Source organism: Pseudomonas sp. 86_A (assembly GCF_017491705.1).
GTDB lineage: Bacteria > Pseudomonadota > Gammaproteobacteria > Pseudomonadales > Pseudomonadaceae > Aquipseudomonas > Aquipseudomonas koreensis.
Genome location: NZ_JAFGYS010000020.1, coordinates 58,186 through 82,435, shown reverse-complemented (window position 1 = coordinate 82,435; position 24,250 = coordinate 58,186). Strand labels below are relative to the sequence as shown.

Here is a 24,250-nt window from a genome sequence, read left to right as displayed (position 1 = left end):
GAGATTAACCACGGCTTGAGCACCTGAGCCCTTCTTCTATTACCGTTACGGAGCAAGTCATGAAAGCCATCGCCTATTACGCTTCCCTGCCGATCAGCGACGAAAAATCCCTGCAAGACATCGAACTGCCAGAACCGGTCGCCGGCCCGCGCGACCTGCTGGTGGAAGTCAAAGCCATCTCGGTAAATCCGGTCGACACCAAGGTGCGGCAGAACGTGGCGCCGGAAAACGGCGCGGCGAAAGTACTGGGCTGGGACGTGGCCGGTGTGGTCAAGGCGGTCGGCAGCGAAGTGAGCCTGTTCAAGGTCGGCGACAAGGTGTTCTACGCCGGTTCCATCGCCCGTGCCGGCGGCAACAGCGAACTGCACGTGGTCGATGAGCGAATCGTCGGCCACATGCCCAAGTCCCTCGGTTTCGCCGAAGCCGCGGCACTGCCACTGACCGCCATCACGGCCTGGGAATTGCTGTTCGAACGCCTGCAGGTCCGCGAAGGCAAGACCGACGAAGGCCAGAGCCTGCTGATTGTCGGCGCCGCAGGTGGCGTCGGTTCGATCCTCACTCAACTGGCCAGCGAGTTGACCGGGCTCAAGGTGATCGGCACCGCTTCCCGCGCGCAGACCCGTGACTGGGTGACCGAACTGGGCGCCGATCTGGTGATTGACCACAGCCAGCCGCTGAGCGAAGAACTCAAGCGCGCCGGGATCGACCACGTGACCCACGTTGCCAGCCTGACCCAGACCGATCAGCACCTCGATCAATTGGTCGAAGCGCTGGCGCCGCAGGGTAAACTGGCGCTGATCGACGATCCCAAATCGCTCGACGTGACCAAACTCAAGCGCAAGAGTCTGTCGCTGCATTGGGAATTCATGTACACCCGCTCGCTGTTCGAAACCCCGGACATGATCGAGCAGCACAACCTGCTCAACCGCGTGGCCGAACTGATTGACGCGGGGACCTTGAAGACCACCGTGGGCGAGCATTTCGGCACGATCAACGCGGCGAACCTGCGCCGCGCGCATGAGCTGCTGGAAAGCGGCAAGGCCAAAGGCAAAATTGTTTTAGAAAGTTTCTGAGAACCCGACAGTCATCATCAGCGCCAGTCCTCATCAGGGCTGGCGCTGTTTTTTGCCGTCAGTCAGATGCTTGATCGTTGTCACAAATCCGATCGTATTCAGGTCTACACTCGAAACCTCTGCGATACATCTTTTACGCAAGGGAGGTCAGCAATGAAGATCCTGATAAAAGAAGTGGCCAAGTCTCAGTGGCAAGTTCGCCTCGATCAACACGCCGTGACATTCCGCAGTGAAGCCGAAGCCCTCGCCTTCACCCGCACCCTCGAAGCGCGCCTGCACGCGCCCCATCAGATTCCCCAACCCGGACAGCAACGCGCCGTCGGCTGAGATTTCAGGCTTCGGCCTGTGCTTGCGCCAGCGCCCGGGCATTCTGCAAATGCCGGGTGTACATGGCGACGCTCACCACCAGTAATCCGCACAGGCTGATGACCATGGCCATCGGCATGGCGCTGCCGTCGTGCAGAATTCCGACCAGCGAAGCCGCGCCGGATGCCACGCTGAACTGCAGGCAGCCCATCAGCGCCGAGGCACTGCCGGCGCGCGCACCCTGGCCGTTCATCGCACAGGCCGAGGCGTTGGGCAGGATGCAACCGAGGCTGGCGATGCACACGAACAAGGGAATCAACAACGGCCACAACGCCTCGGTGTGCATTGCACTGACGGCCAGCAGCGTCACCCCGGCCAACAGATACACCCACACCGCGCGCGCCAGCAGAAACGCCGGGCCACGCTTGGCCAGCAGCCGCGCATTGACCTGAGCGACAAGAATGAAACCCGCCGCATTCGTGCCGAACAACCAGCCGAAATGCTCGGCCGGCACGCCGTAGAGCTTGATGAAAACGAAGGGTGAGCCGGCGATGTAAGAAAACATCCCGGCGACCGCGATGCCGCCGGTCAGGGCATGGCCGAGGAACACCCGGTCACCGAACAAGCGACCGTATTGGCGCAGCGCCCCGGACAACGGCTGGCGCGGCACATGGTCCGGCAGACTTTCCGGCAGGCCCAGCGCCACCGCGAGCCCGGCCAGGGCACTGAAACCGGTGAGGGTGAGAAAGATCGACTGCCAGCCCGTGGTGTTGACCAGCAAACCGCCAAGCAGCGGTGCGAGGATCGGCGCCAGGCCCATCACCAGCATCAATTGCGAGAAGACTTTCGCCGAACCGACGGCATCGCACTTGTCACTGACCACCGCCCGGGAGATCACCATCCCCGCGCAACCGCCCAGAGCCTGGACGAAGCGTGCGCCGATCAGCCACTCCAGATTCGGTGCGTAGGCGCAGGCCAGTGAGGCCAGCGTAAACAAGCCAACGCCGACCAGCAGCGGCAAACGCCGACCGAAACGGTCGGCCACCGGGCCATAGAGCAATTGCCCGATCGACAGGCCGGCGAAGTACGCCGCCAAAGTCAGCTGAACGTGTTTCTCATCAGTACCGAAGGCCAGCGCCATCGACGGAAACGCCGGCAGATAGAAGTCGATCGCCAGCGGACCGAAGGCGCTCAGGGCACCGAGAATCAGAATGGTACGGAAGTTCATCAGGCATCCAGGTGGGATTGAAGTCGGCAGCCAGACAGTCTAGCCGCGCATGGACGCCTTGAACATTCCGATAGCTCGCTAACTATTAAAAAGTCAGACGAACTGCACTGTGGAGCTTGCCTGCAAAGATCAAAAGATCGCAGCCTTCGGCAGCTCCTACAGGAGCCACACCAATACCTTGCAAGAGCTGCCGCAGGCTGCAATCTTTTTGCTTTTGATCACTCGGCCAGTTTTACCGGGTAGCCCTCTTCGCTGATCACCTCGATCACCTGCTCTGGGCTGAGCGAACTCTCGACGCCGACTTCCTTGGCCGCCAGATCGACCCGCACATTTGCCGCCGGATCCTTGGCCTGCACCGCGTGGGTGATGGCTTTGACACAGTGACCGCAGGACATGCCTTGAACACTGAACACTTGCATGGATTGACTCCTTTGAGTGAAGTTGCCGCAAGTCTCGAGCTTGCCACCGTGAAGGTCAAGTTCTGCGAAAAACTGCCGGGCTGGCATTCGGCGTCGCGCTCAGCCAAGCTGCGTGCATCAATGACTCAAACTCAGGAGATTCAGCCATGCGCTGGTCAGCTTTCAGCCTGTTTGGCTTGCTCAGCCTCTTTGCCGCCCTGCCCCAGGCCAACGCGACCGGCGAGGACTACGCGGTTCTGATCATCTCGCGCGAGCGCCTGGAAGTACCGACGTCCTGCGAGATTGGCGTGTTCGTCAATGATCAACTCGCCGGGCGCCTGCTGCAGGAACAGACCACCTCATTCAATCTGCCCCACGGTACGATTTCCATTCGTCTGAAACAGTTGCCGGGCCAGGTGCCAGGTTGCCAACCAGGCATGCTGGCACCGCCCGCGCAGGACATCTCGCTCAAGGCCGGAGACGTGGTGAAATACCGGATCGCGGCAAATGCCAAGGGCTTGTACCTGCGACCTGCCGCCCTCGAGTATTGAGTCGCCCTTAAAGATCCTCCGATCTTTTGCTGTGCAGATTGGCGCTTGACCTTGCCCGCATGGCAAGGTTGATCCTTGTAGGCATCTACTACAGGGAGTACGACCGATGTCCGATTCCATCACTTTCGATCTGCCGATTGCCGGCATGACCTGCGCCAGTTGCGCCGGGCGTGTCGAGCGGGCCTTGAGCAAAGTCAGTGGCGCCAGTGCCGTCAGCGTCAATCTCGCCACCGAACAGGCCCGCGTCCAGGCCCCCGGCGACAGCTTGCCGGCATTGATGGAAGCGGTTGAACGCGCCGGTTACAGCGTCCCGCAGCAAACGCTCGAACTGAGCATTGAAGGCATGACCTGCGCCTCGTGCGTCGGCCGCGTCGAGCGTGCGCTGAATAAAGTCCCCGGGGTCAAACGCGTCAGCGTCAACCTCGCCAACGAACGCGCTCACCTCGAACTGCTCGGTCAGGTCGATCCGCAGTCGCTGCTCGACGCCGTGAGCAAGGCCGGCTACTCGGCCAGCGTCTGGGAAGCCGAACACCCCACCAACGATAACCCGCAACGGCGCCTGCAACATGAGCGCTGGGCGCTGATTTGCGCGGTCGCCCTGGCGTTGCCGCTGGTGTTGCCGATGTTGCTGCAACCGTTCGGCATTCACTGGATGCTCCCGGCCTGGGCGCAATTCGCCCTCGCCACGCCAGTGCAATTCATTTTCGGTGCGCGCTTCTATGTCGCCGCGTGGAAAGCCGTGCGCGCCGGTGCGGGCAACATGGACTTGCTGGTGGCCCTCGGCACCAGCGCCGGTTATGGCCTGAGCCTGTACGAATGGGCCACCGCCGCCGGGCGCATGCCGCATCTGTATTTCGAAGCGTCCGCGGTGGTGATCGCCCTGGTGCTGCTCGGCAAATACCTCGAAAGCCGCGCCAAGCGCCAGACCGCCAGCGCCATCCGCGCCCTCGAAGTCTTGCGCCCGGAACGGGCGATTCAAGTGATCGACGGCCGCGAGCAGGACGTGGCGATCAGCGCCCTGCGTCTCGATGACCGAGTGCTGGTCAAACCCGGCGAACGTTTCCCGGTGGACGGCGAAGTGCTCGAAGGCCAGAGCCACGCAGACGAAGCCTTGATCAGCGGCGAAAGCCTGCCGGTGCCGAAGCAGCCCGGCGACAAGGTCACCGGCGGTGCGATCAACGGTGAAGGTCGCCTGCTGGTGCGCACCACCGCCCTCGGTGCGGAAAGCGTGCTGGCGCGGATCATCCGACTGGTGGAAGACGCCCAGGCGGCGAAAGCGCCGATCCAGAAACTGGTGGATAAAGTCAGCCAGGTGTTCGTTCCCACCGTGTTGCTGCTTGCCCTCGCCACCCTGATCGGCTGGTGGCTGTACGGCGCGCCGATGGAAACCGCATTGATCAACGCCGTCGCCGTGCTGGTGATCGCCTGCCCGTGCGCCCTGGGTCTCGCCACCCCGACGGCGATCATGGCCGGCACGGGTGTGGCTGCGCGTCACGGCATCCTGATCAAGGACGCCGAAGCGCTGGAACGCGCCCATGAAGTCGACAACGTGGTCTTCGACAAGACCGGCACGCTGACATCCGGCACCCCGCGCATCGCCCATTTCAGCGCCGTGGACGGCGATGAAAATACCCTGCTGACCCTGGCCGCTGCCCTGCAACGCGGCAGCGAGCATCCACTGGCCAAAGCCGTGCTGGACACGGCCGCCGAGCGCGACCTGCGCGTGCCGGATGTCAGCGACAGCCAATCCCTGACCGGCCGTGGCATCGCCGGCAATCTTGAGGGGCGGCGCCTGGCGCTGGGCAATCGGCGCTTGCTTGAAGAAAGCGGCCTCAGCGCCGGCAACCTCGTAGAGTCCGCACTGGCCTGGGAAAGCGAAGGCCGGACCTTGTCCTGGCTGCTCGAACAAAGCCCTGAACCGCGTGTGCTCGGACTGTTCGCCTTCGGTGACACGCTCAAGCCCGGCGCACTGCAGGCGGTGCAGCAACTGGCCGCCCGAGGTATCCACAGCCACCTGCTGACCGGCGACAACCGTGGCAGCGCGAAAGTGGTCGCCGAGGCTTTGGGCATCGAGAGCGTGCACGCTGAAGTGCTGCCCGCCGACAAAGCCGCCACCGTCGCCGAACTGAAGAAAACCGGGGTGGTGGCGATGGTCGGCGATGGCATCAATGACGCCCCGGCACTGGCGGCCGCCGACATTGGCATCGCCATGGGCGGCGGCACCGACGTGGCGATGCATGCCGCCGGCATCACCCTGATGCGCGGCGATCCACGGTTGGTGCCGGCGGCGCTGGAGATCAGCCGCAAGACCTACGCGAAGATCCGTCAGAACCTGTTCTGGGCCTTCGTCTACAACCTGATCGGCATTCCGCTGGCGGCGTTCGGCTTTCTTAACCCGGTGCTGGCCGGCGCGGCGATGGCGCTGTCGAGCGTCAGTGTGGTGAGCAATGCGCTACTGTTGAAAACCTGGAAACCGAAGGATCTGGAGGAGCACCGATGAACATCGGCCAAGCGGCCCGGCACAGTGGCCTGAGCGCAAAGATGATCCGCTATTACGAGTCGATCGGCCTGCTCAAGGCTGCCCATCGCACCGACAGCGGTTATCGGATCTACAGCGACGACGACCTGCACACACTGGCGTTCATCAAGCGCTCGCGGGACCTGGGTTTTTCTCTGGAAGAAGTCGGCAAGCTGCTGACCCTCTGGCAGGATCGCCAACGCGCCAGCGCCGATGTAAAGGCCCTGGCCCGTCAGCACATCGACGAGTTGAATCAGAAGATCCGCGAACTCGGCGAGCTGCGCGACACCCTGCAGGACTTGGTCGAGCACTGCAATGGCGACCACCGCCCCGACTGCCCGATCCTCAAGGAGCTGGCGTCGGGCTGCTGCGCGCAACCCGCTCGCGTCTGAGCGCCAAGCCTTTCACGGTCAACAACGTGCCGAGCGGGATGCCGTGGAACAGCAGCACCACGGCACCCGGCGTCCACCAGCCATAGAACGGCGCGGCAATCAGCATGCCGACGCCGAATCCGGTCATTTGCAGCAAGGTCAGAAAACTGAAGATCGGCAGGCGCAGCCGCTCCGGTTCGCGTTGCAGGCGCGACATCAGGCCGACCTCGGAGAAACCGTCGCCCAACCCCGCGGGCAATGAAAACAGCAACAGTCCCAAGAGGCTGTGTTGCTGGAACATCAGGATAAAGCCGCAAGACATCAGCGCCACGCCGAAGAAAAATCGTCGTTCGAGGTGGATGTTGTCCGAGCCCTTCAGACGGCTGGCAATGCGCGCGCCGAGCAATTTGCCGCTGGCCCACACCGCCAGCATCAGGCCCAGCGTGGTGCTGGCCGAATCCGGTGTCAGCAGTTTCGAAATGATCGGGAAGCCGACGTTGTGCGCAGCGCTGCCCAAGGTGTCGGCCATGGTCACGGCAAGCATCGCGGCGATCACCGGGGCACTGCGCAGGCCTTGCTTGAGGGCTGACCATTCGCCGGCTTCGCTGGCCGATTGCTCACTGACCGCCGGCGCAGCGAAACGCAACGGCGCAATCAACAGCGCTGCCAACAAGTAGGTCACGGCATTGAGCGCGAACACCGTCTCAAAGCCGAATGCCGCCACCAGCAAACCGGAGACCAGGCTGCCGCCAACCATCGCCGCCGAGGACGCCGAGGTGATCCAGGCATTGGTTTTCAATAACTGCGCCGGTTCGATCAATCGCGGCAACTGGCTGTTGAGGCCGATGGCGAACATCGAGTTGCCAAAGCCGAGGCCGAAGGCGATCACTGGCAACAGCAACGCCTGCTGGCTGACCGGCAGAATCAACAGCCCGCCGAGCAGCGTCGCACGCAACAGATCGAAGGCAATCAACGGCCCCCGACCATGCCAGCGCCGATAGAAACGCGTGCCGATCAAACTGGCAAAAATCCCCCCGCCCACACGGCTGGCGAGAAAAATCCCGACGCTCATGGCGCTGTTGCTCAGCAGGTAGACGTAAGTCGCCAGCGCGACCATGTTGAGAAAGGCGCCGAAGTCGGAGATCAGGCGGGCGGTGATGATCAGGCGGGCGTTGTGCGAGGCGTTCACATACATTCCTTGTAGGAGCTGCCGAAGGCTGCGATCTGTTGATCTGGCCTTTTAAAATCCAGGGCAAAAGATCGCAGCCTTCGGCAGCTCCTACAAGGTGTCCATGCGTACTGGACACAAAAAAACCCGGCCGAAGCCGGGTTTCTGTTCAAGCGCTTACTGCATCCACGGTGGCGGTGGTGGTTCGTCAGACTTGCCTTTCGGTTCGTCATCCGCCGCACGGATCGCCTGCTTGCGCTCTTCGTCGAGGCGCGCCGCTTCGATCTCGCGCAACACCCCGCCAACGTCGGCCAGGTCTTCCGGATCGTCGAACTCACCGGTCAGCACACTGTTCGGGTGCAAGGCGCCGGCTTCGTACAGCGCCCACATTTCCTTGGCGTACTTGGTTTTCTTCAGCTCCGGAGCAAAGCGCCCGAAGTACGAAGCCATGTTGCCCACATCCCGCTCCAGCATGCTGAACGCGTGGTTGTTGCCCGCCGCATCCACTGCCTGCGGCAGGTCGATGATCACCGGACCGGTCGGTGTCAGCAGCACGTTGAACTCCGAGAGGTCACCGTGCACCAGACCGGTACACAACATCAGCACGATCTGCGAAATCAGGAACGCGTGATATTCGCGGGCCTGATCCGGTTCCAGCACCACGTCGTTCAGACGCGGGGCGGCATCGCCGTACTCGTCGGCCACCAGTTCCATCAGCAGCACGCCATCGAGAAAATCGTACGGCTTGGGCACTCGCACACCGGCACCGGCCAGACGGAACAGCGCCGCGACTTCGGCGTTCTGCCAGGCGTCTTCGGTCTCTTTGCGACCGAATTTCGAGCCCTTGGCCATCGCCCGCGCTTGCCGGCTGTTACGCACCTTGCGGCCTTCCTGATACTCGGCTGCCTGGCGGAAACTGCGTTTGTTCGCCTCCTTGTAGACCTTCGCGCAACGTAACTGGTTACCGCAGCGCACCACATAAACAGCTGCTTCTTTACCACTCATGAGTGGGCGCAGCACTTCGTCGACCAGACCGTCTTCGATCAGGGGTTCAATGCGTTTTGGAGTCTTCATCAGCTTTTATTGTGGGTCCTTTATTACCAAACACGCGAATGTCACTCGTTATACGGCAATCCTCGCGCTACGGGGAGGGGTTGCCGACCTGTGAACCCTGTGGATGCACACACTGTGCCGAAATAATCGAGCGTTGCCGATCATAGCCGAGCCCACCTTGCTTGTAGTTATCGGCCGTCGAGGGCATTTGCGACAGAATCTGACATGCGGCGGTGATGAAAAGATTCAAGATCAAAAAATCGCAGCGTGCATGAGATTGGCGAGCCGCCTGCAGGAGGTGCCGCAGGCTGCGATCGTTTAGCGTTCAATGATTGCGGTGACACCCTGACCGCCAGCCGCGCAGATCGAGATCAGCCCCCTGCCCTTGCCCGCCGCATCCAGCAATTTAGCCAGGTTGGCGACGATGCGTCCGCCGGTCGCGGCAAACGGATGCCCCGCCGCCAGCGAGCTGCCTTTGACGTTCAGCCGGCTGCGGTCGATCGAGCCCAAGGGCGCTTCCAGGCCAAGGCGAGTCTTGCAGTATTCCGGGTCTTCCCAGGCCTTTAGCGTGCACAGCACCTGCGCGGCGAACGCTTCGTGAATTTCGTAGTAGTCGAAGTCCTGCAAGGTCAGCCCGTTGCGCGCCAGCAGACGCGGCACTGCATACACCGGCGCCATCAACAGCCCTTCGGCGCCGTTGACGAAGTCCACCGCCGCCGCTTCGCCATCGCGCAGGTAGGCGAGGATCGGCAAGCCACGTTCCCTGGCCCATTCCTCGCTCGCCAGCAGGACCACCGACGCACCGTCGGTGAGCGGCGTGGAGTTGCCCGCCGTCAACGTGCCCTTCGCGCTTTTTTCAAAGGCCGGTTTGAGCGCGGCGAGTTTTTCCAGGGTCAGGTCCGGGCGCAGGTTGTTGTCGCGGGTCAGGCCGAGGAACGGCGTCATCAGATCGTTGTGCCAGCCTTCACTGTAGGACGCGGCGAGTTTGTGATGGCTTTCGAGGGCCAGTTGATCCTGCGCTTCACGAGGAATATTCCAGGTTTGCGCCATCAGTTCGCAGTGCTGGCCCATCGACAGGCCGGTGCGCGGCTCGCCGTTACGCGGGAATTCCGGGATCAGGTGTTGGGGGCGCAATTGCAGAAAGGTTTTCAGCTTGTCGCCGGTGGTCTTGGCGCGGTTGGCCTGCAGGAGGATTTTGCGCAGGCCTTCGCTGACGCTGATCGGCGCGTCCGAAGTGGTATCAACGCCACCGGCGATGCCGCAATCGATCTGGCCGAGGGCGATCTTGTTCGCCACCAGCAGCGCCGCTTCCAGGCCGGTGCCGCAGGCTTGCTGGATGTCGTAAGCCGGGGTCGCCGGTGACAGCCGTGAGCCGAGCACGCACTCGCGGGTCAGGTTCATATCCCGTGACAATTTAAGCACCGCACCCGCCACCACTTCACCGATGCGCAGGCCGTGCAGGTTGTAGCGTTCGATCAGGCCTTCAAGGGCAGCGGTAAGCATCACCTGATTTCTGGCAGTGGCGTACGGCCCGTTGGAGCGGGCGAAAGGGATACGGTTACCACCGATGATGGCGACGCGGCGCAGCTGACTCATGAAATGCTCCTTTTCCAAATGGTCGAATTCACCTGAATCCCTTGCAGGAGTGAGCCTTGTGGTGAGGGGATTTATCCCCGATGGGTCGCGCAGCGGCCCCACACATTGCAATCGCGATACATCAGGTATATCGCGTGCAGCACCTCTGCGACTGCTTCGCAGCCGTTCGGGGATAAATCCCCTCGCCACAGGTCATCCCTACAGGGTTCAGCGTTGTTACTGAATTTGTGTTCGGCCACAAAACCCGCGGTGGCCAACTACTCTGCTGTTCTAGCGTAGGCCTTATTGCGTGGATCGAACGATTGATTGCCGTTGGTAGTCCACACTTTGAACCCCAACTTTTGGAGAGCGTTCCATGTCTGACCGCTATATCGACTTCGCCAACTCGTCCATCGGCCACCGTTTGGTCGGGGCTTTGGGCCTGCCGTCGCCGGTGCGGCTGGAACGCTGGCAGGCTGGACGCCTGCGCCCGGTGGACGGTGCGCTACTGATCGGCGGCGGGCCGCTGGCCGAACGGGTCAATGCGTTCGCCAACCGCCTGACCGATGCGATCTACAGCTACGGCACCGAGCCTTCGCTGGCCACTGCGTGGATCCCCGGCCACGGCCCGAAACTCAAGGCCGTGGTGTTCGACGCCAGCGACCTGCAGCACACCGACCAGCTCAAACAGCTGCGCGAATTCTTCCAGCCGCTGATGAAAAATCTCGACCACAGCGCGCATCTGGTGATTCTCGGCCGCGCCCCGGAAACCCTGGGCGAGCCCTTTGCCTCCAGTGCGCAACGGGCGCTGGAAGGTTTTTCGCGGTCGCTGGCCAAGGAGCTGCGCAGTGGCGGCACGCTGCAACTGATCTATGTCGGTGACGGCGCCGAAGAACAACTGGAAGGCCCGCTGCGGTTTTTCCTCTCGCCGAAAAGTGCGTTCGTTTCCGGGCAGGTGATTCGCCTGAACGCGTGCCCCACCCAGGTCAGCGACTGGACTCGGCCACTGGCCGGACGCAAGGCGCTGGTCACCGGCGCGGCACGCGGGATCGGCGCGTCGATTGCTGAAACCCTGGCCCGCGATGGCGCCGAAGTGATTCTGCTCGACGTGCCGCCGGCCAAGACCGATCTGGAAGCCCTCGCCGCTCGCCTCGGTGGCCGCGCGATCACCCTCGACATCTGCGCCGAAGACGCCGCCGCACAACTGATCGAACACCTGCCCGACGGCCTCGACATTCTGGTGCACAACGCCGGGATCACCCGTGACAAGACCCTGGCCAACATGACCCCGGAATTCTGGGATGCGGTGCTGGCGGTCAACCTCAATGCCCCGCAAGTGCTGACCAAGGCCCTGCTCGACAACGGCACTCTGCACGACAACGCGCGGGTGATTCTGCTGGCGTCGATCAGCGGCATCGCCGGCAACCGCGGGCAGACCAACTACGCGGCGAGCAAGGCCGGTTTGATCGGCCTCGCTCAGGCGTGGGCGCCGACGCTGCTCGAACGCGGCATCAGCATCAACGCCGTGGCGCCGGGCTTTATCGAAACCCAAATGACTGCGCACATTCCGTTCGGCCTGCGTGAGGCCGGGCGACGCATGAGTTCGCTGGGCCAGGGCGGCTTGCCGCAAGACGTCGCCGAAGCCGTCGCGTGGCTGGCGCAACCGGGCACGGGCGCGTTCACCGGCCAGGCGCTGCGGGTCTGTGGACAAAGTGTGCTGGGGGCGTAGACATGAGCATTGAATGGCACACCCTCGACCGCGAACCGAGCCTGCCCGGCCTGTATGCGCGGGCCGCGACCCGGCGCAAGATCAACGGCACACGTCTGCCCGACAGCGGGTTGCGCTGCTGGGTCGATGTCGACGGGCAGAAACTGGCGGCCTATCGCAAGGTCTGCGGCTTTGCCGATGACGGCCTGTTGCCGCCGACTTATCCACACATCCTCGCGTTTGCCCTGCAGATGCAATTGCTCACGGCGAAAGAGTTTCCGTTCCCGCTGCTGGGGCTGATTCACCTGAGCAACCGCATCCGCGTATTGCGCCCGATGGGCGGGATCAGTCGCGCGCAAGTCAGTGTCCGCGTGCACAACCTGCAGCCGCATCCCAAAGGTGCGACCTTCGAGGTGCTGACCACCCTCGATGATCAACTCGGCCCGCTGTGGGAAGCTGAAAGCCAGATGCTCTGTCGCGGCGTGAAACTCGACGGCGAGCCGGCTGAACAACATTGGGAACCTTCGCAGGTCTTGACCCAGGTGGCGCAGTGGAAGGCGCCGGTCGACATCGGACGGCAATACGCCAAGGTGTCTGGCGACTACAACCCGATTCACCTGAGCGCTGCCAGCGCCAAGCTGTTCGGTTTTCCCACGGCCATTGCTCACGGCTTGTGGAACAAGGCGCGAACCCTCGCCGCACTGGCCGATCATTTACCCAAGGCCAACCTTGAAATTGCCGTGCACTTTCGCAAACCGGTGCGCTTGCCCAGTGAGGTTTCGTTGCTGGCGAGTGCGGCGGGGTCGAGTGGCGAATTGCGCCTGATCGGTGCCGGTGACCTCGAACACATGGTCGGGCAATGGCAACCGGTTGCCTGACCCACCCCCTGGGGCAAGCCTGTAAATTGTGTATATATCACTTAAGTTTTCCTGCACCCGACACCGCACGGTGAAAAATTCCAGGCCTTGATTTTCAAGGCCTTTTTTTGCGCCTCTATATCCTGGGTATTAGTGCTTAGGCACTGCGCTGCGCCCTATATATAAAGGCGTTAATACCAACTTGAGAATGGTCGAAACCTGCGGCGCGATTGAGATTGACACCACGGACGAGGCATCCCCGACAACAGATCGGTGAGCCATCGAAAACGACGAATGTTGTTACAGGTGCAAGGAATCTCAATCATGAAAACTCAAGTGTGGTGCAAATCGGCAACAGCTCTGGCATTGATCCTCTCCCTTGGCCTCGCTGGCTGCAGCAGCGGCGGTGGCGGCCATCACAGCAGCTCCGGCAGCTCTTCGCCAGACAGCGCGACATCGGGCACTGGCGGCACTAGTGGTACAGGCGGTACCAGTGGCACTGGCGGCACGGGTGGCACCGATACCGCTGGCACTGGTGGAACTGGCGGAACCGGTGGCACGACGACTCCGACGACGCCTACAACCCCAACGACTCCAACTACCCCGACAACCCCAACCACGCCAACGACTACTCCGTTGGTGACCACAACCCTGATACAGGATGTCGGCAAAACCGTCGCTGGCGTTGGCGATGGCGTCGGCCAGATTGGTGACTCCCTGAGCACCGTGCCTGTGGTCGGCGGCGTGGTGCAGAGCGCGGCAAATACCGCCGGCAACGTGGTCACGACGTTGGGCGATGGCGTGGCCAACGGCATCGGCAAACTGGCCACTGATCCCAAAGGCCTGACCACCACCGTGGCCTCGGTCGGTGGCGTCGTAACGGATGTCGGCAATGGCGTGTCGGATGTCAGCGGCAAGCTGGCGACAGCCACCAGCAGCGTTCCCGTTGTAGGCGGCGTGGTCACCAAAGTGGCTCCGGTGCTTGATGGTGTCGGTGAGAAAGTCACCATGCTCGGCGATACCCTCAACACCACCCTCAGCAATGGCCCGACCAGCCAACTGACCAATAAAGTTGGTAGCAGTCTGGTGCCGGTGATCACCATGGTTGAGAGCACCACCGACAAAATCGGCGATGCCACCGGTCTGGGCGACCCACTGAAAGGCGTGATACAGAAAGTTGGCAGCACCCTGGACGGTGTCGGCGACAAGGTAACTGATGCAGGCAACGGCAATGCACTGACCAACACCCTCGGCGGAGCACTGAGCAATACCGGTACAGCGGTCGGCAAAGCTGGCGGCCTGGTGTCCAACGGCACCGGTTCCAGTGGCGGCGTCGGCGGTGGCCTTGGCGGTCTGGGCGGTACTGGCTTGCTGCAAACCGTCGCCGGCGGAGTGGTCAACGTCGGTGGCGGTCTGGATGCCGGCAATACCAATGGCGTAGTCAGTGCCGGTGGCACTACAGCAGTCGGACTGGGCAAAACCGTCGCCTCGCTCAACACCGTACTCGGCGGTTCGGGCACACCGAACACGGCCAGCACTTCGCCGCTGGCGACCGTGGGCGCCACGGTGGGCGCAGCGCTTAATCCAGTCACCGGTGCAGTCACCAGTGTGACCCAACAAGTCGGCGCCGCGACAGGCCTGGGCGCAACGGTCGCCGGCCTCACCGGTCAGGTCGGCGGCACAGTCAGCACCCTCGGCAACACCGTTGCCGCCACCAACAACCCGGTGACCACCGCCGTCGGTGGTTTGGTCAACAACGTCGGCGCCACTGTCAGTGCGGTTGGTGGTCTGGTCAACGGAGGCACTGCCACAGGTGGCGCCACTGGTGGCCTGGGCGGTGTACTCGGTGGCCTGAACAACGCTCTTGGAGGAAACAAACGCTAAATTGCACCTGGCCGATTCGACGGCCTCACCTACAGCGCCTACGCTTGGTTGAGGGCGGAAGATTCCCACGAGTCTTCCGCTTTTTTCTTAGGAAAAATTCAATCCAGCGCTGTGATCTGACCATGGAGTGTCCTATGCGCGTAATGGCATCCCTGCTGTTCCTCAGTATCAGTTCCGCCGCCCTCGCCGACACCCTGCCCAGCTTTCTCAACAGCAACGAAACCATCCGCAACCTGCCCGTGCCGAATCTGCCGGCAGATGCTTATCGCCCGGCCGCCACGCCCCTGCAAGTGCCCGAACCTGGCGCGGCCGCAGCGCAACCGCTGTTAATGGACACTAAGATCAATCTGAAAACCGTGCAGATCGAAGGAGGAACGATCTACCCGCTCAACGAACTGGCCGACGTCTACAAACCCCTGATCGGTCACCAGACCAGCCTCGCCGACCTGATAGAAGCCACCCGCAACATCACCCGCCGCTACCAACAGGACGGTTATCTGCTGTCCTACGCGTTCTTGCCTCAACAAAAGTTCGACGACGGGGTAGCGCGGGTAGTGTTGGTGGAAGGCTACGTCAGGGATATCCAGATGCAGGGCGACGTTGGCCGGGTCAAAGGCCTGCTCGACAAGCTGGCAGCGAAAATCCAGGCTGAACGGCCGCTGACCCGCAAGACCTTCGAGCGCTATACCACGCTGATGACCCGCATTCCCGGAGTGACGGTGCAAGCCCAAGTGCCTCCGCCCGGCACCACCGACGGTGCCACGACACTGGTCGCCCAGGCCAGTCGCAAACCGTTCACCAGCACCCTGAGCACCACAGAAGACAATCGCAATGGCACCCAGGCACTGCTGGGTGTCAGCAGTAACTCCCAGACATCCATGGGCGAGCAACTGACCCTCAGCGGTCTGTTTCCGCCAGGGGACGATCACGAGCATTACTACCGGCTGGACTACAACCAGTTCCTCAACAGCGAAGGCACCCAATTGAGCCTGTTTGCCTCACGCTACCGTGCCGACCCGGGCACCAGCCTGTTCACCAGCGATGGCTTCGAACTCAAGCCGCACAAGGAAGACGACCGCTACTCCATCGGCGTCAGCCACCCATTCATTGCGGCGTCCAACGAGCTACTGAATGCCGGTGCGCGGCTGTATGCGGTCGATAGCACCAACCGTTACAACGTGGTCGGCTACCCGATCAGCATCGAGGAACGGACTGACGTACGCGCCCTCGCGTTCGAAAGCGACTGGCGCAAGGCCGATGCCCGGCAACTACGGATTCTCAGCGGTGGCCTGTATCAGGGTCTGGACAGCATGGGTGCACACTCCAACAATCCGGCATTGGACCTGAACTTCCTGCGCCTGCGCCTCTCCGGGGTGCAGAGCGACAAGTTCTTCGACAACTGGCAGGGCGTGCTCTCGGCAGCGCTGTACTGGAGTGATGACACCCTGCCTGACAGCGAGCGCGCGGTGTTCGGCGGGCAGAATTTCGGCCGTGGCTACCCGGACGATCAAGCGTCGGGCGACAAGGGCTGGGGCGCGGCTTACGAAGTCAACTACAGCTTCAACCGCGACGGTAACTGGGTGCGCATCCTGCAACCGTACGTGGTGCTGGACCGTTCGAAAACCTGGTTCAACAAACTACAGGTGCAGAGCAACGACCTGTCGTCGGCGGCGGTGGGGCTGCGCTTTGGCGATGCCAAGTACTACAACATTGCGTTGGAGGCCGCCAAGCCGATGTCGGATGAAGCGCTGGATACGTTCAATCGTCGGGCGCGCTACAGCATCAGCTTCAGCTATCAGTTATAGGCCGTCAGCCAGACCGTCATCGCCGGTTTGCCGGCGATGACGGCTGGGTCGGGTCTCGCAATCAGCCTAGTTTTTGCTCTCGATCTTGCCACCGGCATCCGGATCGTAGAGATCCGGAATCTCGTATTTGTATTTCTTCAGCCAGCGCTGCATGGCCAGTTCGCGTTCTGTCGCCGTGGCGGTTTGCGGGTTTGGCGAAGCTGCCTTATTGCGGCTTTGCAGCACCAGCCAGCCTTCGGTTTCCTGTTGTTGCGCCGAGGCCGGGCCGGCGTCGATCGCCTGGGCCGCGAGCGGCAGGCTGAGCAGGGTCAGGCAGCAGACACGGTGCAAAGTGTTCATGGTGATCTCCCCGAGTGTCACTTGATCGTCGACGGTTGTGGGTCAGCCACCACCGCCACCTGATTGCCGGCCGCTGCCGGAGCCTTGGCCGGTACCTTGAGTTTTTCCGCGCGGCTCTGGGCTTCGGAGAACTGCTCCGGCGTCAGGTGTGCACGGCTGACGATTTCGGCGGCTTGCTGCCAGTTGTTCTGGTACAGCAACAACGTCACCAGATTCAGCGGCGCCAGTTGATCGTTCTGCTTGAGCTCGATGGCGGTGAGAAATTCAAAGCGCGCGTCTTCAAGGCGCAACTGGTTGAGGTAAACCACGCCCAGGTCGTTGCGGATCTTGTCGTTGGTCGGCGCCAGGCGCACCGCGCGCTGCAAGTGCGCCTGGGCCTGGCCGTTGTCGCCCCGGGCCGCGTAGAGCTGACCCAGGCCATGTTCGGCGTCGGCCGTGAGGCAAGTGCCGAGCAGCCCGCGATACAGCGGCTCAGCCTCATTGCGCCCGAGCAAGCGATAAACCTTGGCCTTGCGCAGACGCACTTCGGCCAGGTTGTCGGGCAGGCTTTGCAGGTTGGCCAGACTGGCGTGCAGCTTGCCGTCGTTGGCCAGATCGTCCGCCAGGTTCAGGGCCAGTTCCTGTTCGGAATCGAGCTTGCTGCAACTGGTCGGCGCCAGCATCGCCGACCACGGCGCCTGACCGTCGGTGGCGCAACCACCGAGCATCAACAGACTTGCCACGACAATCAGTGCTTTCATCAAACGCTCTCCATGAGCCAACGTCAGTTTGCAAACGCCCGGGTAATCGCCGTGAACCCCGGGCCGGCCAGTACGATCAGCAAGGCAGGAAACAGAAACAGCATCATCACCACCGACATCTTCGCGGACATCTTCGAAATGTATTCCTGCAGCCGGGTCAGGCGGCGGTCATCGAGCAACTGCTTGAGTGCCAGCAACGATTTCATCGCCCCGCCGCCCTGCTGAATCAGCTGTTGCAGGATCACGCAGGTGTCGGTGAATTCATCGACTGCGAGCATCACCGAGGCCTTGTTCAGTTCCTGCCCCAGCTCAAGTCCCGAGTCGACCCGGGCCAGAATCAGGCGCAGTTCGCGGGTCAGTTCCGGCAGCAATTTTTGCCCTTCGGTACTGAGCACGCGCAACGCTTGTTCGACCGCCATGCCGGACTCGAAGAGGATGCGCAGCAACGGGATGAACGTGGAAATCTCCACCGCGATGATTTTCTGCCGACGCCCCGCTGCGTACGCCAGCAGCCGCTTGGGCAGCAGGTAACCGGCACCGGTGGCGAGCATCGGCATGATCCAGCGGTTGCCGGCGTGCGGAAAAAACACTTCCTGCAGAAAAATCGCCAGTCCCAAAGCCAGCAGTGGCGTGCCGATCTGGCAGGCAGCGAACAGCGAGCGCTCACTGGCGCGGCGCCAGCCGAGGCGGCTGAGCAAGGTCTGGGTTTCGCTGTCGATGCTCACCGAACGCTGGCCGAACTTGCTGCCGCCCAACGCACGCAGCCAGTTGCCGAAACGGTTCTCGCGCACCAGATGGCCCTGCAACCGTTGGTTGACCTGGCGCACGCGGCGCCGCTCGGTCAGCAGGTGGTTGACCACCAGCAACAGGGCACCGAGCAACAGCATCAGGGCGGCGAGATAAACCATGTCAAACACTCCGCAACATGCGCCACAGCGCCAGGCAGCCGGTGACTTGCAACACCACGGCGATGATCAACATGGTCTGCCCACCGGAGTCGTGCCACATGCCGAGCATGTAGCCGGGGTTGGTCAGCATGAAATAGCTCACCAGGATCACCGGCAGCGAGCCCAGCACCCAGGCGGTCATGCGTGTCTCGCCGGTGAGCGCGCGCAGTTGCCGGGCGCCCTGGTCACGCTCGCGGATCAGCTTGATCAGGTTCTCCAGCAACTCGCTGGCATTGCCGCCGTAGCGATGGTTGACCTTCAGGCCGAGGGCGAACATGCGCAACTCATCCTGTTCATAAAGCTCGGCAAAGTCGCTGACCGCGTCCGGCAGATTGACCCCCAGTTGCACGTTGCGCTGCACCCGGCCCATGGCTTTTTTCAGTGGATCGTCACTTGTCTCGATGCCGCCCATGACCGCGTCGCTCAGGGTGCGTCCGGACTTGAGGCTGCGCACGGTGTAGTCGAGCAATTGCGGCAACTGCTCGATCATGCGTTTGATCCGGCGGTGGTACAGCCAGGAAATATACAGGCGCAAGATCAGCGGTGGTCCCAGCAGCATCGCCAGCAGACCGACCCAGCTCGCCAGCAGATAACCGAGGACGATGGCCACGCCCCACAACGTCAGCCACAGGCCGAAACGTTCGGTGGGACGCCCGAGGCCGGCGCGCAGGAACATCCGCTCAAGCCCGACCCAGGCCGGTTTCTCGGCCGCCAGTTGTGGCTGCCCCGCGGCGAGGCGGTTGAGCACCCGTTCGTTGCTGGTCTTGTGGATGCCGTGCAGGAACAACCAGATCGATAGCCCGAGCAGGATCAGACAAAGCAGGATGAGAATGGCCGATCCGATCATGATGTGCGTCCCATGCTGTCAGCCCAGATTCGTCTCGTGCCGCAACTTGTCGCCGGCCGGATTGACCGCTTCGCGCAGGAAGCCGAAACCGGTGCGCCGATCAAGGCGAAACAGGGTGTTGGTAACGTAGACGTCTTCACGAATGCCGACCACTTCCACCACTTCGCTGACGCAGCGCCGGCCGTCGGGCATGCGGGTCAGCTGGATGATCACGTCGAGGGCGGCACAGATCATCTGGCGCAAGGTGCGCTCGGCGATCGAGCGTCCGGTCAGGCCCACCAGCGTCTCCAGACGCAGCAGCGCATCCTGCGCATTGTTGGCGTGCACGGTGCTCATCGAGCCGTCGTGGCCGGTGTTCATCGCGGTCAGCACATCGACCACTTCGACGCCACGAATCTCGCCGAGAATGATCCGGTCGGGACGCATGCGCAGGGCGTTGCGGATCAAGTCGCTGGCCTTCACCTCACCGTGGCCCTCGGCATTCGGCGGACGGGTTTCCAGGCGCACCACGTGCGGGTGGCCGAGCTGCAATTCGGCGACGTCTTCGATGGTCACCAGACGTTCGTGCGGGTTGATCAATTGACTGAGAATGTTCAGCAATGTGGTCTTGCCGGTGCCGGTGCCGCCACTGATCAGCACGTTGCAGCGCTTGCCTACTGCCTCCTGGAGAAACTCGAAAATCGCCAGATCGATGGTTTGCATCGCCATCAGGTCGCTGCTTTTGAGCATGTCCTTGCGAAACTTGCGGATCGACAGGCATGGGCCGTCGAGGGCAATCGGCGGGATGATCGCGTTGACCCGACTGCCGTCCGGCAGGCGTGCATCGACCATCGGCGAGGACTCATCGAGGCGGCGTCCGAGCGGCGCGAGAATCCGTTGCATGACCCGTTCAACATGATGCGCATCGATAAAGCGCAGGTCGCTTTGATGCAGCACACCGTCGCGCTCGATGAATACCCGGTGTGGGCCGTTGACCAGAATCTCGGTCACTGATGGATCGCGCAGCAGCACTTCAAGCGGACCGAAGCCGGTGAGTTCATCGACGATTTCCTCGGCCAGACGCTCCATCTCATAACGGGAAATCGCCAGATGCAAACGGGCGATGTATTCGGCGACCTTGTCGGTGACAAACTGCGCCAGCAACTGACGCGAGCCTTCCAGCAGGTTTTTTCCCGACTCTTCGATGGCGTCGATGATGTAACGGTGCAGGACCAGCTTCAGGCCTTCGTGATCGGTATTGCCGACCGCGCCATGCTGCACCGCGCCGAACAGCTTTTCCGCGCTCATGGGGTGCCTCGCAAGCGGCCGAACCAGGTGACCTTGGGCTTGGCCAGACCTTCGGAGCGCTTGGCCAGGCGTTCGCCGAGCGTGCGCAGGCTCTGCGTGAGTTTTTCCCGCGGGGCCAGTTCGAACAGGCTGACGCCCTGGTTCTTGGCATTGAGGCGCACTTCGGCGTTGGCCGCCAACACCGCGATCACTTCCAGGTTGAAGGTCTTGCCGAGGGTTTCGGCATCCGGGGCGACGCTGCTCAGATAGCCGTCCACCAGCAAGCGTGCATGGTCGAGCTTCATGCCTTTCTCGCGCCACAGGTTGAGCACGGCCAGATTACGGCGGCAGTTGAGCACGTTCTGATCGGTGTACCAGATCAGCTTGTCGCAATGGCTGACAAACGTGCGCAAGGCTTCGCTGTCGGACTGCCCGGTGAGGTTCACGACGATGTGCTGGAAGTGTTGGCGCAACGCGCTGAGCAGCATGTACAGCTCGGCAGCACTGGTGCTTTCCAGGGGCTCGTCGTGGTTGGCGTAGGCCAGAATCCGCAGGCCCGCTTCAGTGCTGGTGAAGGCACTGTCGATCAGGGTGGCGTCGAGCCGGCGCAAATGGCGCAAGGCATCGCCGAAGTGAAACGAACTCTCGAGCCCGAGCAGCGCCAGACTGTCGCCCCGGGGCAGGCCCAGATCCAGCAGCAGGGTTTGCTGCCCGCTTTTTTGCACCACCTGCGCCATGTGATTGGCCAACAGCGCGCCATCGGAATTGCTCTGGGTGCCGTACAACACCGTAAGGCCACCGAGCTGGGTATTGGCGGCCACCGGTGGCAGGCGCTTGTTCAGGCGGCGGACCAGCCCGGCGACTTCACTGGCGCGCGAACCGTACGCCACAAAATCCCGGGCACCGGCGCGCATGGCATTGAGCACCAATTGGTTGTCCATGCCATCGCCGAGGGCAACGATGGCGAGCATCGGCTTGGCTTCCAGTGCGCCTTCGATCAACGCGCTCTGCGCCACCACATGGTCGCGGTCGAGGCCGACGAACACCAGGCTGGCGAAGGTGACGTCGACCAGCGCCAGCAACTCGTCCAGGCTGCCGGCCCCGGCGCTGACCACCTGGCCCAGCGGTGCGAGCGCGCCCTGCAGCCACTCCAGATCAGTGCTGTTGCGGGTGATCGCCAGAAAGGTCTGGCTCAGGTTCTGGTTCATTGGGACAACCCGCTGCGCTTGTCGAAGTTACCGTTCTCCAGGAAGAACATGCGGTAGAAATTCGGGTCGTAGTTGCGCAGTTTTTCTCCCGGCAGTGACGGCAGTTGCGCATCCGCCGCCAGTGGCTGCACCAGGTGCGGGGTGACGATCATCAGCAGCTCGCGCTCTTCGCGCTTGATCTGCGAATCACGGAAAAACGCGCCGATCACCGGGATGTCGCCCAGCCCCGGAAACTTGTTCACCTGCGAAGTGTTGCTGGTGCTGATCAAGCCACTGATGACAAAGCTTTCGCCGTCGGCCAGCGATACGCTGGTATCGGTCCGGCGTACGGTCAGGGCCGGCACCGGGGTGCCGGCGATGTTGATGGCGTTGGCGTAATCCAGCTCGCTGACTTCCGGAGCGACCTTCAGCGCCACGCGATTGCGGTCGATCACGGTCGGGGTCAGGGTCAGGCGAATGCCAAACTCCTTGTACTCGATGGTCACCGTGTCGCTGCCTGAGCTGGGCACCGGAATCGGAATTTCCCCCCCGGCGAGGAAGCTCGCACTCTGCCCGCTCAGTGCGACCAGGCTTGGCCGCGCCAGGGTGTAGGCGAAGCCACTGCCCTCCAGGGCGTTGATGATCGCCATGGTCTTGCCGCCGATCCACGAGAAGTTGAACTGACTGTTGTCCACCGGCAGCTTCGGCGTCGGCACCCCGCCAACGCTGGGCAGCGTGTTCGGCGAGCCAAACAGAAAGTTACCGCGCACGCCAATCAGCGAGGCCGTGGCTTCCTTGAGTTTGGTGCGGCTGACTTCGACGAAGCGAATATCGGTCTGCACTTGCGAAGGCAAAGTCGGATCATCGGAAGGCATGCGGCTGGCGCTGGTCAATGCGGCGGTGGCACTGCCTTGCACGAACACCATGCTCTGGCGCGGCTCGCTGGAGCACGACGTCCAGACCATCAGGCTGGTAGCGCCGGGGGCCACCCCGGTCAGTAGAAACGAGGCGCTGCCGGTGTCATGCACATCGGCGATTTTCGGGTCGCCGATGGCCACACGGGTGATTGCCACGGGCGACTGGATATCCTGCTGGAAGCCTTCACCGATCTCGATCACCGGTGGCATACGGCCGAGTGCCGAGCAATTGCCCGTGGCCGCGATGGCCGCGTTCATCGACAGTCCCATCAGTATCAAGGCCCGGACTACAGGTTTTAATAGCGGCCTGAATCGACTCTGCATGCACATGGATCCTTGCTCAGTCATGGGGCTTGTTGGGAAACCTGATTGCCGCGGATCACTTCCATCGGCGTGCGCGCATGGCCACCGGCGGCCGGCGCTTTCGGCGCGGCGCCCAGGGCCAGTTGGGTGAATTGAAAGAGTTGGCTGTTGGCGTTATCCACGTGCGCCGGCGACTGCTTTTCACCGGCCCAGTATTTCGCCAGGCGCTGCTCCTCGCTGCTGCGTACGGCCAGGCGCAACGTGCCGACCTGAGTGGCGAGCATCATCCGGCTCAGCAATTGCTCAGGCACCGCCAGCACCACGGTGCGTGCGGCGATCCGGCGTTGATCCTGTTTGAGTTTGTCGTCGGCGCTCAGGGCCGGATTGGCGGGCTGGCCGTCGTTGGTCAGGCCGTATTGTTCACCGACGCCGAGCACGCGCATGGCCGGCACGACGATCTGCGCCGACTGCTGCAGATTGCTCGCGTCCTGACGCAAGTAGAGCAGCACATCAACGTAGTCGCCGGGGATCAGTTGCCCTGCGGCGCCGATCACTTCATCCACCGCCACGGTGAGCGCGCGCTCATCACTGTGGATCATCCGCGCCAGTGAGCCACCGGCCTGAAAGCTTTCATCGTTAAGCCAAGTGCCTGCGCTCAGGTGCCGCCAAGGTGTGCGCCCCACCGCTTGATCGACACTGGCAAGGCTGCCGGCTGGCGCACTGCGCAGTTTCTCCACCGCCACATCGGCAGCCGTGAGAGGCGTGAAAGGCGGGACATCGTGCAACAGCACGACCACCGGCTGACGAGTCTGGTCTTCGGCGGCGGCGACGGTTTTTTCCACAACGACTGCCGGAGCGGCAGGTGCCTGGTCAACGGGAGCTGGCTGCCGACTGAGGACCAGGCCCCAGTAACCGACGAAGATTGCCCCCAGCAGCAGTACAGCTGCAAGACCCATGGTGACGCGACTGTTCATGACGGCTCTCCCTTTCCTGCTGCACCGACAGCCTGTACTTCCTGATGAGAGAATTTTTCGCGATCAGGCAGCTATGAACATGCAACTATTTCGCTATTTCCAAGCTAGCTGATCCGAGACAAAACGCCATTACTGACAGGAAAATAACTCACTAAAGTATGAGTCATGGCCAATTAACTGTAGGGATTGGCTCGACTAACGTTCCGGTTAATCCTTTGTGATTAATCCGTTCTTA

22 protein-coding genes are annotated in these 24,250 nt (G+C 62.3%); 9 read left to right on the top strand and 13 right to left on the bottom strand.

Going from position 1 to position 24,250, the window contains the following annotated elements:
• Positions 1-59: 59 nt before the first annotated feature.
• Together J5M57_RS25815 and J5M57_RS25810 are read left to right on the top strand one after the other, a co-directional pair.
• Entirely contained in the window at positions 60-1,073 is a 1,014-nt protein-coding gene (locus J5M57_RS25815; RefSeq protein ID WP_207849986.1) for a zinc-binding alcohol dehydrogenase family protein, read from the top strand.
• Positions 1,074-1,226: 153 nt separating this feature from the next.
• A complete protein-coding gene (locus tag J5M57_RS25810) occupies positions 1,227-1,400 on the top strand; it encodes a hypothetical protein (protein ID WP_169842458.1) in 174 nt (57 codons plus the stop codon).
• Between the two features lie 4 nt (positions 1,401-1,404).
• On the opposite strand, the gene J5M57_RS25805 is transcribed toward J5M57_RS25810, so the two are convergent.
• A complete protein-coding gene (locus J5M57_RS25805; protein WP_207849985.1) occupies positions 1,405-2,607 on the bottom strand; it encodes a multidrug effflux MFS transporter in 1,203 nt (400 codons plus the stop codon).
• A gap of 218 nt (positions 2,608-2,825) precedes the next feature.
• Positions 2,826-3,026, bottom strand: a complete 201-nt coding sequence (locus J5M57_RS25800; RefSeq protein WP_064585826.1) for a cation transporter — start codon at positions 3,024-3,026, stop codon at positions 2,826-2,828.
• A gap of 146 nt (positions 3,027-3,172) precedes the next feature.
• Here J5M57_RS25800 and J5M57_RS25795 point away from each other — a divergent pair, with 146 nt between their 5' ends.
• The 3 genes from J5M57_RS25795 (at position 3,173) to cueR (ending at position 6,466) form a co-directional block, all read left to right on the top strand.
• Positions 3,173-3,556 carry a hypothetical protein gene (locus J5M57_RS25795; RefSeq protein ID WP_064585825.1) on the top strand — a complete coding sequence of 128 codons (384 nt, stop codon included), beginning with the start codon at positions 3,173-3,175 and terminating at the stop codon, positions 3,554-3,556.
• Positions 3,557-3,662: 106 nt separating this feature from the next.
• Entirely contained in the window at positions 3,663-6,056 is a 2,394-nt protein-coding gene (locus J5M57_RS25790) for a heavy metal translocating P-type ATPase (RefSeq protein WP_207849984.1), read from the top strand.
• A complete protein-coding gene (cueR, locus tag J5M57_RS25785) occupies positions 6,053-6,466 on the top strand; it encodes a Cu(I)-responsive transcriptional regulator (protein WP_083367107.1) in 414 nt (137 codons plus the stop codon). Before J5M57_RS25790 ends, cueR begins: the two co-directional genes overlap by 4 nt.
• Here cueR and J5M57_RS25780 read toward each other — a convergent pair.
• From J5M57_RS25780 to J5M57_RS25770, 3 genes are all read right to left on the bottom strand, one after another.
• Positions 6,420-7,640, bottom strand: a complete 1,221-nt coding sequence (locus J5M57_RS25780; RefSeq protein ID WP_207849983.1) for an MFS transporter — start codon at positions 7,638-7,640, stop codon at positions 6,420-6,422. The genes cueR and J5M57_RS25780 overlap by 47 nt on opposite strands.
• Before the next feature lie 150 nt (positions 7,641-7,790).
• On the bottom strand, positions 7,791-8,687 hold the full coding sequence (locus J5M57_RS25775; RefSeq protein WP_207849982.1) for a PA4780 family RIO1-like protein kinase: 897 nt from the start codon (positions 8,685-8,687) through the stop codon (positions 7,791-7,793).
• 297 nt (positions 8,688-8,984) lie between these two features.
• On the bottom strand, positions 8,985-10,262 hold the full coding sequence (locus J5M57_RS25770) for an acetyl-CoA C-acetyltransferase (protein WP_207849981.1): 1,278 nt from the start codon (positions 10,260-10,262) through the stop codon (positions 8,985-8,987).
• A gap of 355 nt (positions 10,263-10,617) precedes the next feature.
• On the opposite strand from J5M57_RS25770, the gene J5M57_RS25765 reads away from it, so the two are divergent.
• From J5M57_RS25765 to J5M57_RS25750, 4 genes are all read left to right on the top strand, one after another.
• A complete protein-coding gene (locus J5M57_RS25765) occupies positions 10,618-11,970 on the top strand; it encodes a 3-oxoacyl-ACP reductase (RefSeq protein ID WP_207849980.1) in 1,353 nt (450 codons plus the stop codon).
• A 2-nt stretch (positions 11,971-11,972) separates the two neighbouring features.
• Positions 11,973-12,827, top strand: a complete 855-nt coding sequence (locus tag J5M57_RS25760; RefSeq protein WP_207849979.1) for a MaoC/PaaZ C-terminal domain-containing protein — start codon at positions 11,973-11,975, stop codon at positions 12,825-12,827.
• 303 nt (positions 12,828-13,130) lie between these two features.
• The gene (locus tag J5M57_RS25755; RefSeq protein WP_207849978.1) at positions 13,131-14,690 is read left to right on the top strand and encodes a collagen-like triple helix repeat-containing protein; all 1,560 of its coding nucleotides are present in this window, start codon (positions 13,131-13,133) and stop codon (positions 14,688-14,690) included.
• A gap of 134 nt (positions 14,691-14,824) precedes the next feature.
• Positions 14,825-16,495, top strand: a complete 1,671-nt coding sequence (locus tag J5M57_RS25750) for a ShlB/FhaC/HecB family hemolysin secretion/activation protein (protein ID WP_169842465.1) — start codon at positions 14,825-14,827, stop codon at positions 16,493-16,495.
• Between the two features lie 66 nt (positions 16,496-16,561).
• Here the strand turns inward: J5M57_RS25750 and J5M57_RS25745 are convergent, their stop codons facing one another.
• Genes J5M57_RS25745 through cpaB form a run of 8 tightly spaced genes read right to left on the bottom strand, consistent with a single transcriptional unit; the run spans position 16,562 to position 24,015 of the window.
• Complete coding sequence (locus J5M57_RS25745; RefSeq protein ID WP_064585814.1) at positions 16,562-16,834, bottom strand: DUF3613 domain-containing protein; 273 nt, start codon at positions 16,832-16,834, stop codon at positions 16,562-16,564.
• Positions 16,835-16,851: 17 nt separating this feature from the next.
• The gene (locus tag J5M57_RS25740; RefSeq protein WP_169842467.1) at positions 16,852-17,574 is read right to left on the bottom strand and encodes a tetratricopeptide repeat protein; all 723 of its coding nucleotides are present in this window, start codon (positions 17,572-17,574) and stop codon (positions 16,852-16,854) included.
• A 23-nt stretch (positions 17,575-17,597) separates the two neighbouring features.
• The gene (locus J5M57_RS25735) at positions 17,598-18,482 is read right to left on the bottom strand and encodes a type II secretion system F family protein (RefSeq protein WP_064585812.1); all 885 of its coding nucleotides are present in this window, start codon (positions 18,480-18,482) and stop codon (positions 17,598-17,600) included.
• Between the two features lies 1 nt (position 18,483).
• Positions 18,484-19,368, bottom strand: a complete 885-nt coding sequence (locus J5M57_RS25730) for a type II secretion system F family protein (RefSeq protein WP_207849977.1) — start codon at positions 19,366-19,368, stop codon at positions 18,484-18,486.
• 18 nt (positions 19,369-19,386) lie between these two features.
• Positions 19,387-20,655 (bottom strand): CpaF family protein, encoded by a 1,269-nt coding sequence (locus J5M57_RS25725; protein ID WP_064585811.1) that lies wholly within the window; start codon positions 20,653-20,655, stop codon positions 19,387-19,389.
• Positions 20,652-21,842, bottom strand: a complete 1,191-nt coding sequence (locus tag J5M57_RS25720; RefSeq protein WP_169842470.1) for a pilus assembly protein — start codon at positions 21,840-21,842, stop codon at positions 20,652-20,654. The genes J5M57_RS25725 and J5M57_RS25720 overlap by 4 nt, the downstream gene beginning before the upstream one ends.
• Positions 21,839-23,062: a pilus assembly protein N-terminal domain-containing protein gene (locus tag J5M57_RS25715; RefSeq protein WP_207849976.1), complete on the bottom strand. Its 1,224-nt coding sequence runs from the start codon at positions 23,060-23,062 to the stop codon at positions 21,839-21,841. The genes J5M57_RS25720 and J5M57_RS25715 overlap by 4 nt, the downstream gene beginning before the upstream one ends.
• A gap of 20 nt (positions 23,063-23,082) precedes the next feature.
• Positions 23,083-24,015, bottom strand: a complete 933-nt coding sequence (cpaB, locus tag J5M57_RS25710; protein WP_207849975.1) for a Flp pilus assembly protein CpaB — start codon at positions 24,013-24,015, stop codon at positions 23,083-23,085.
• Positions 24,016-24,250 lie beyond the last annotated feature (235 nt).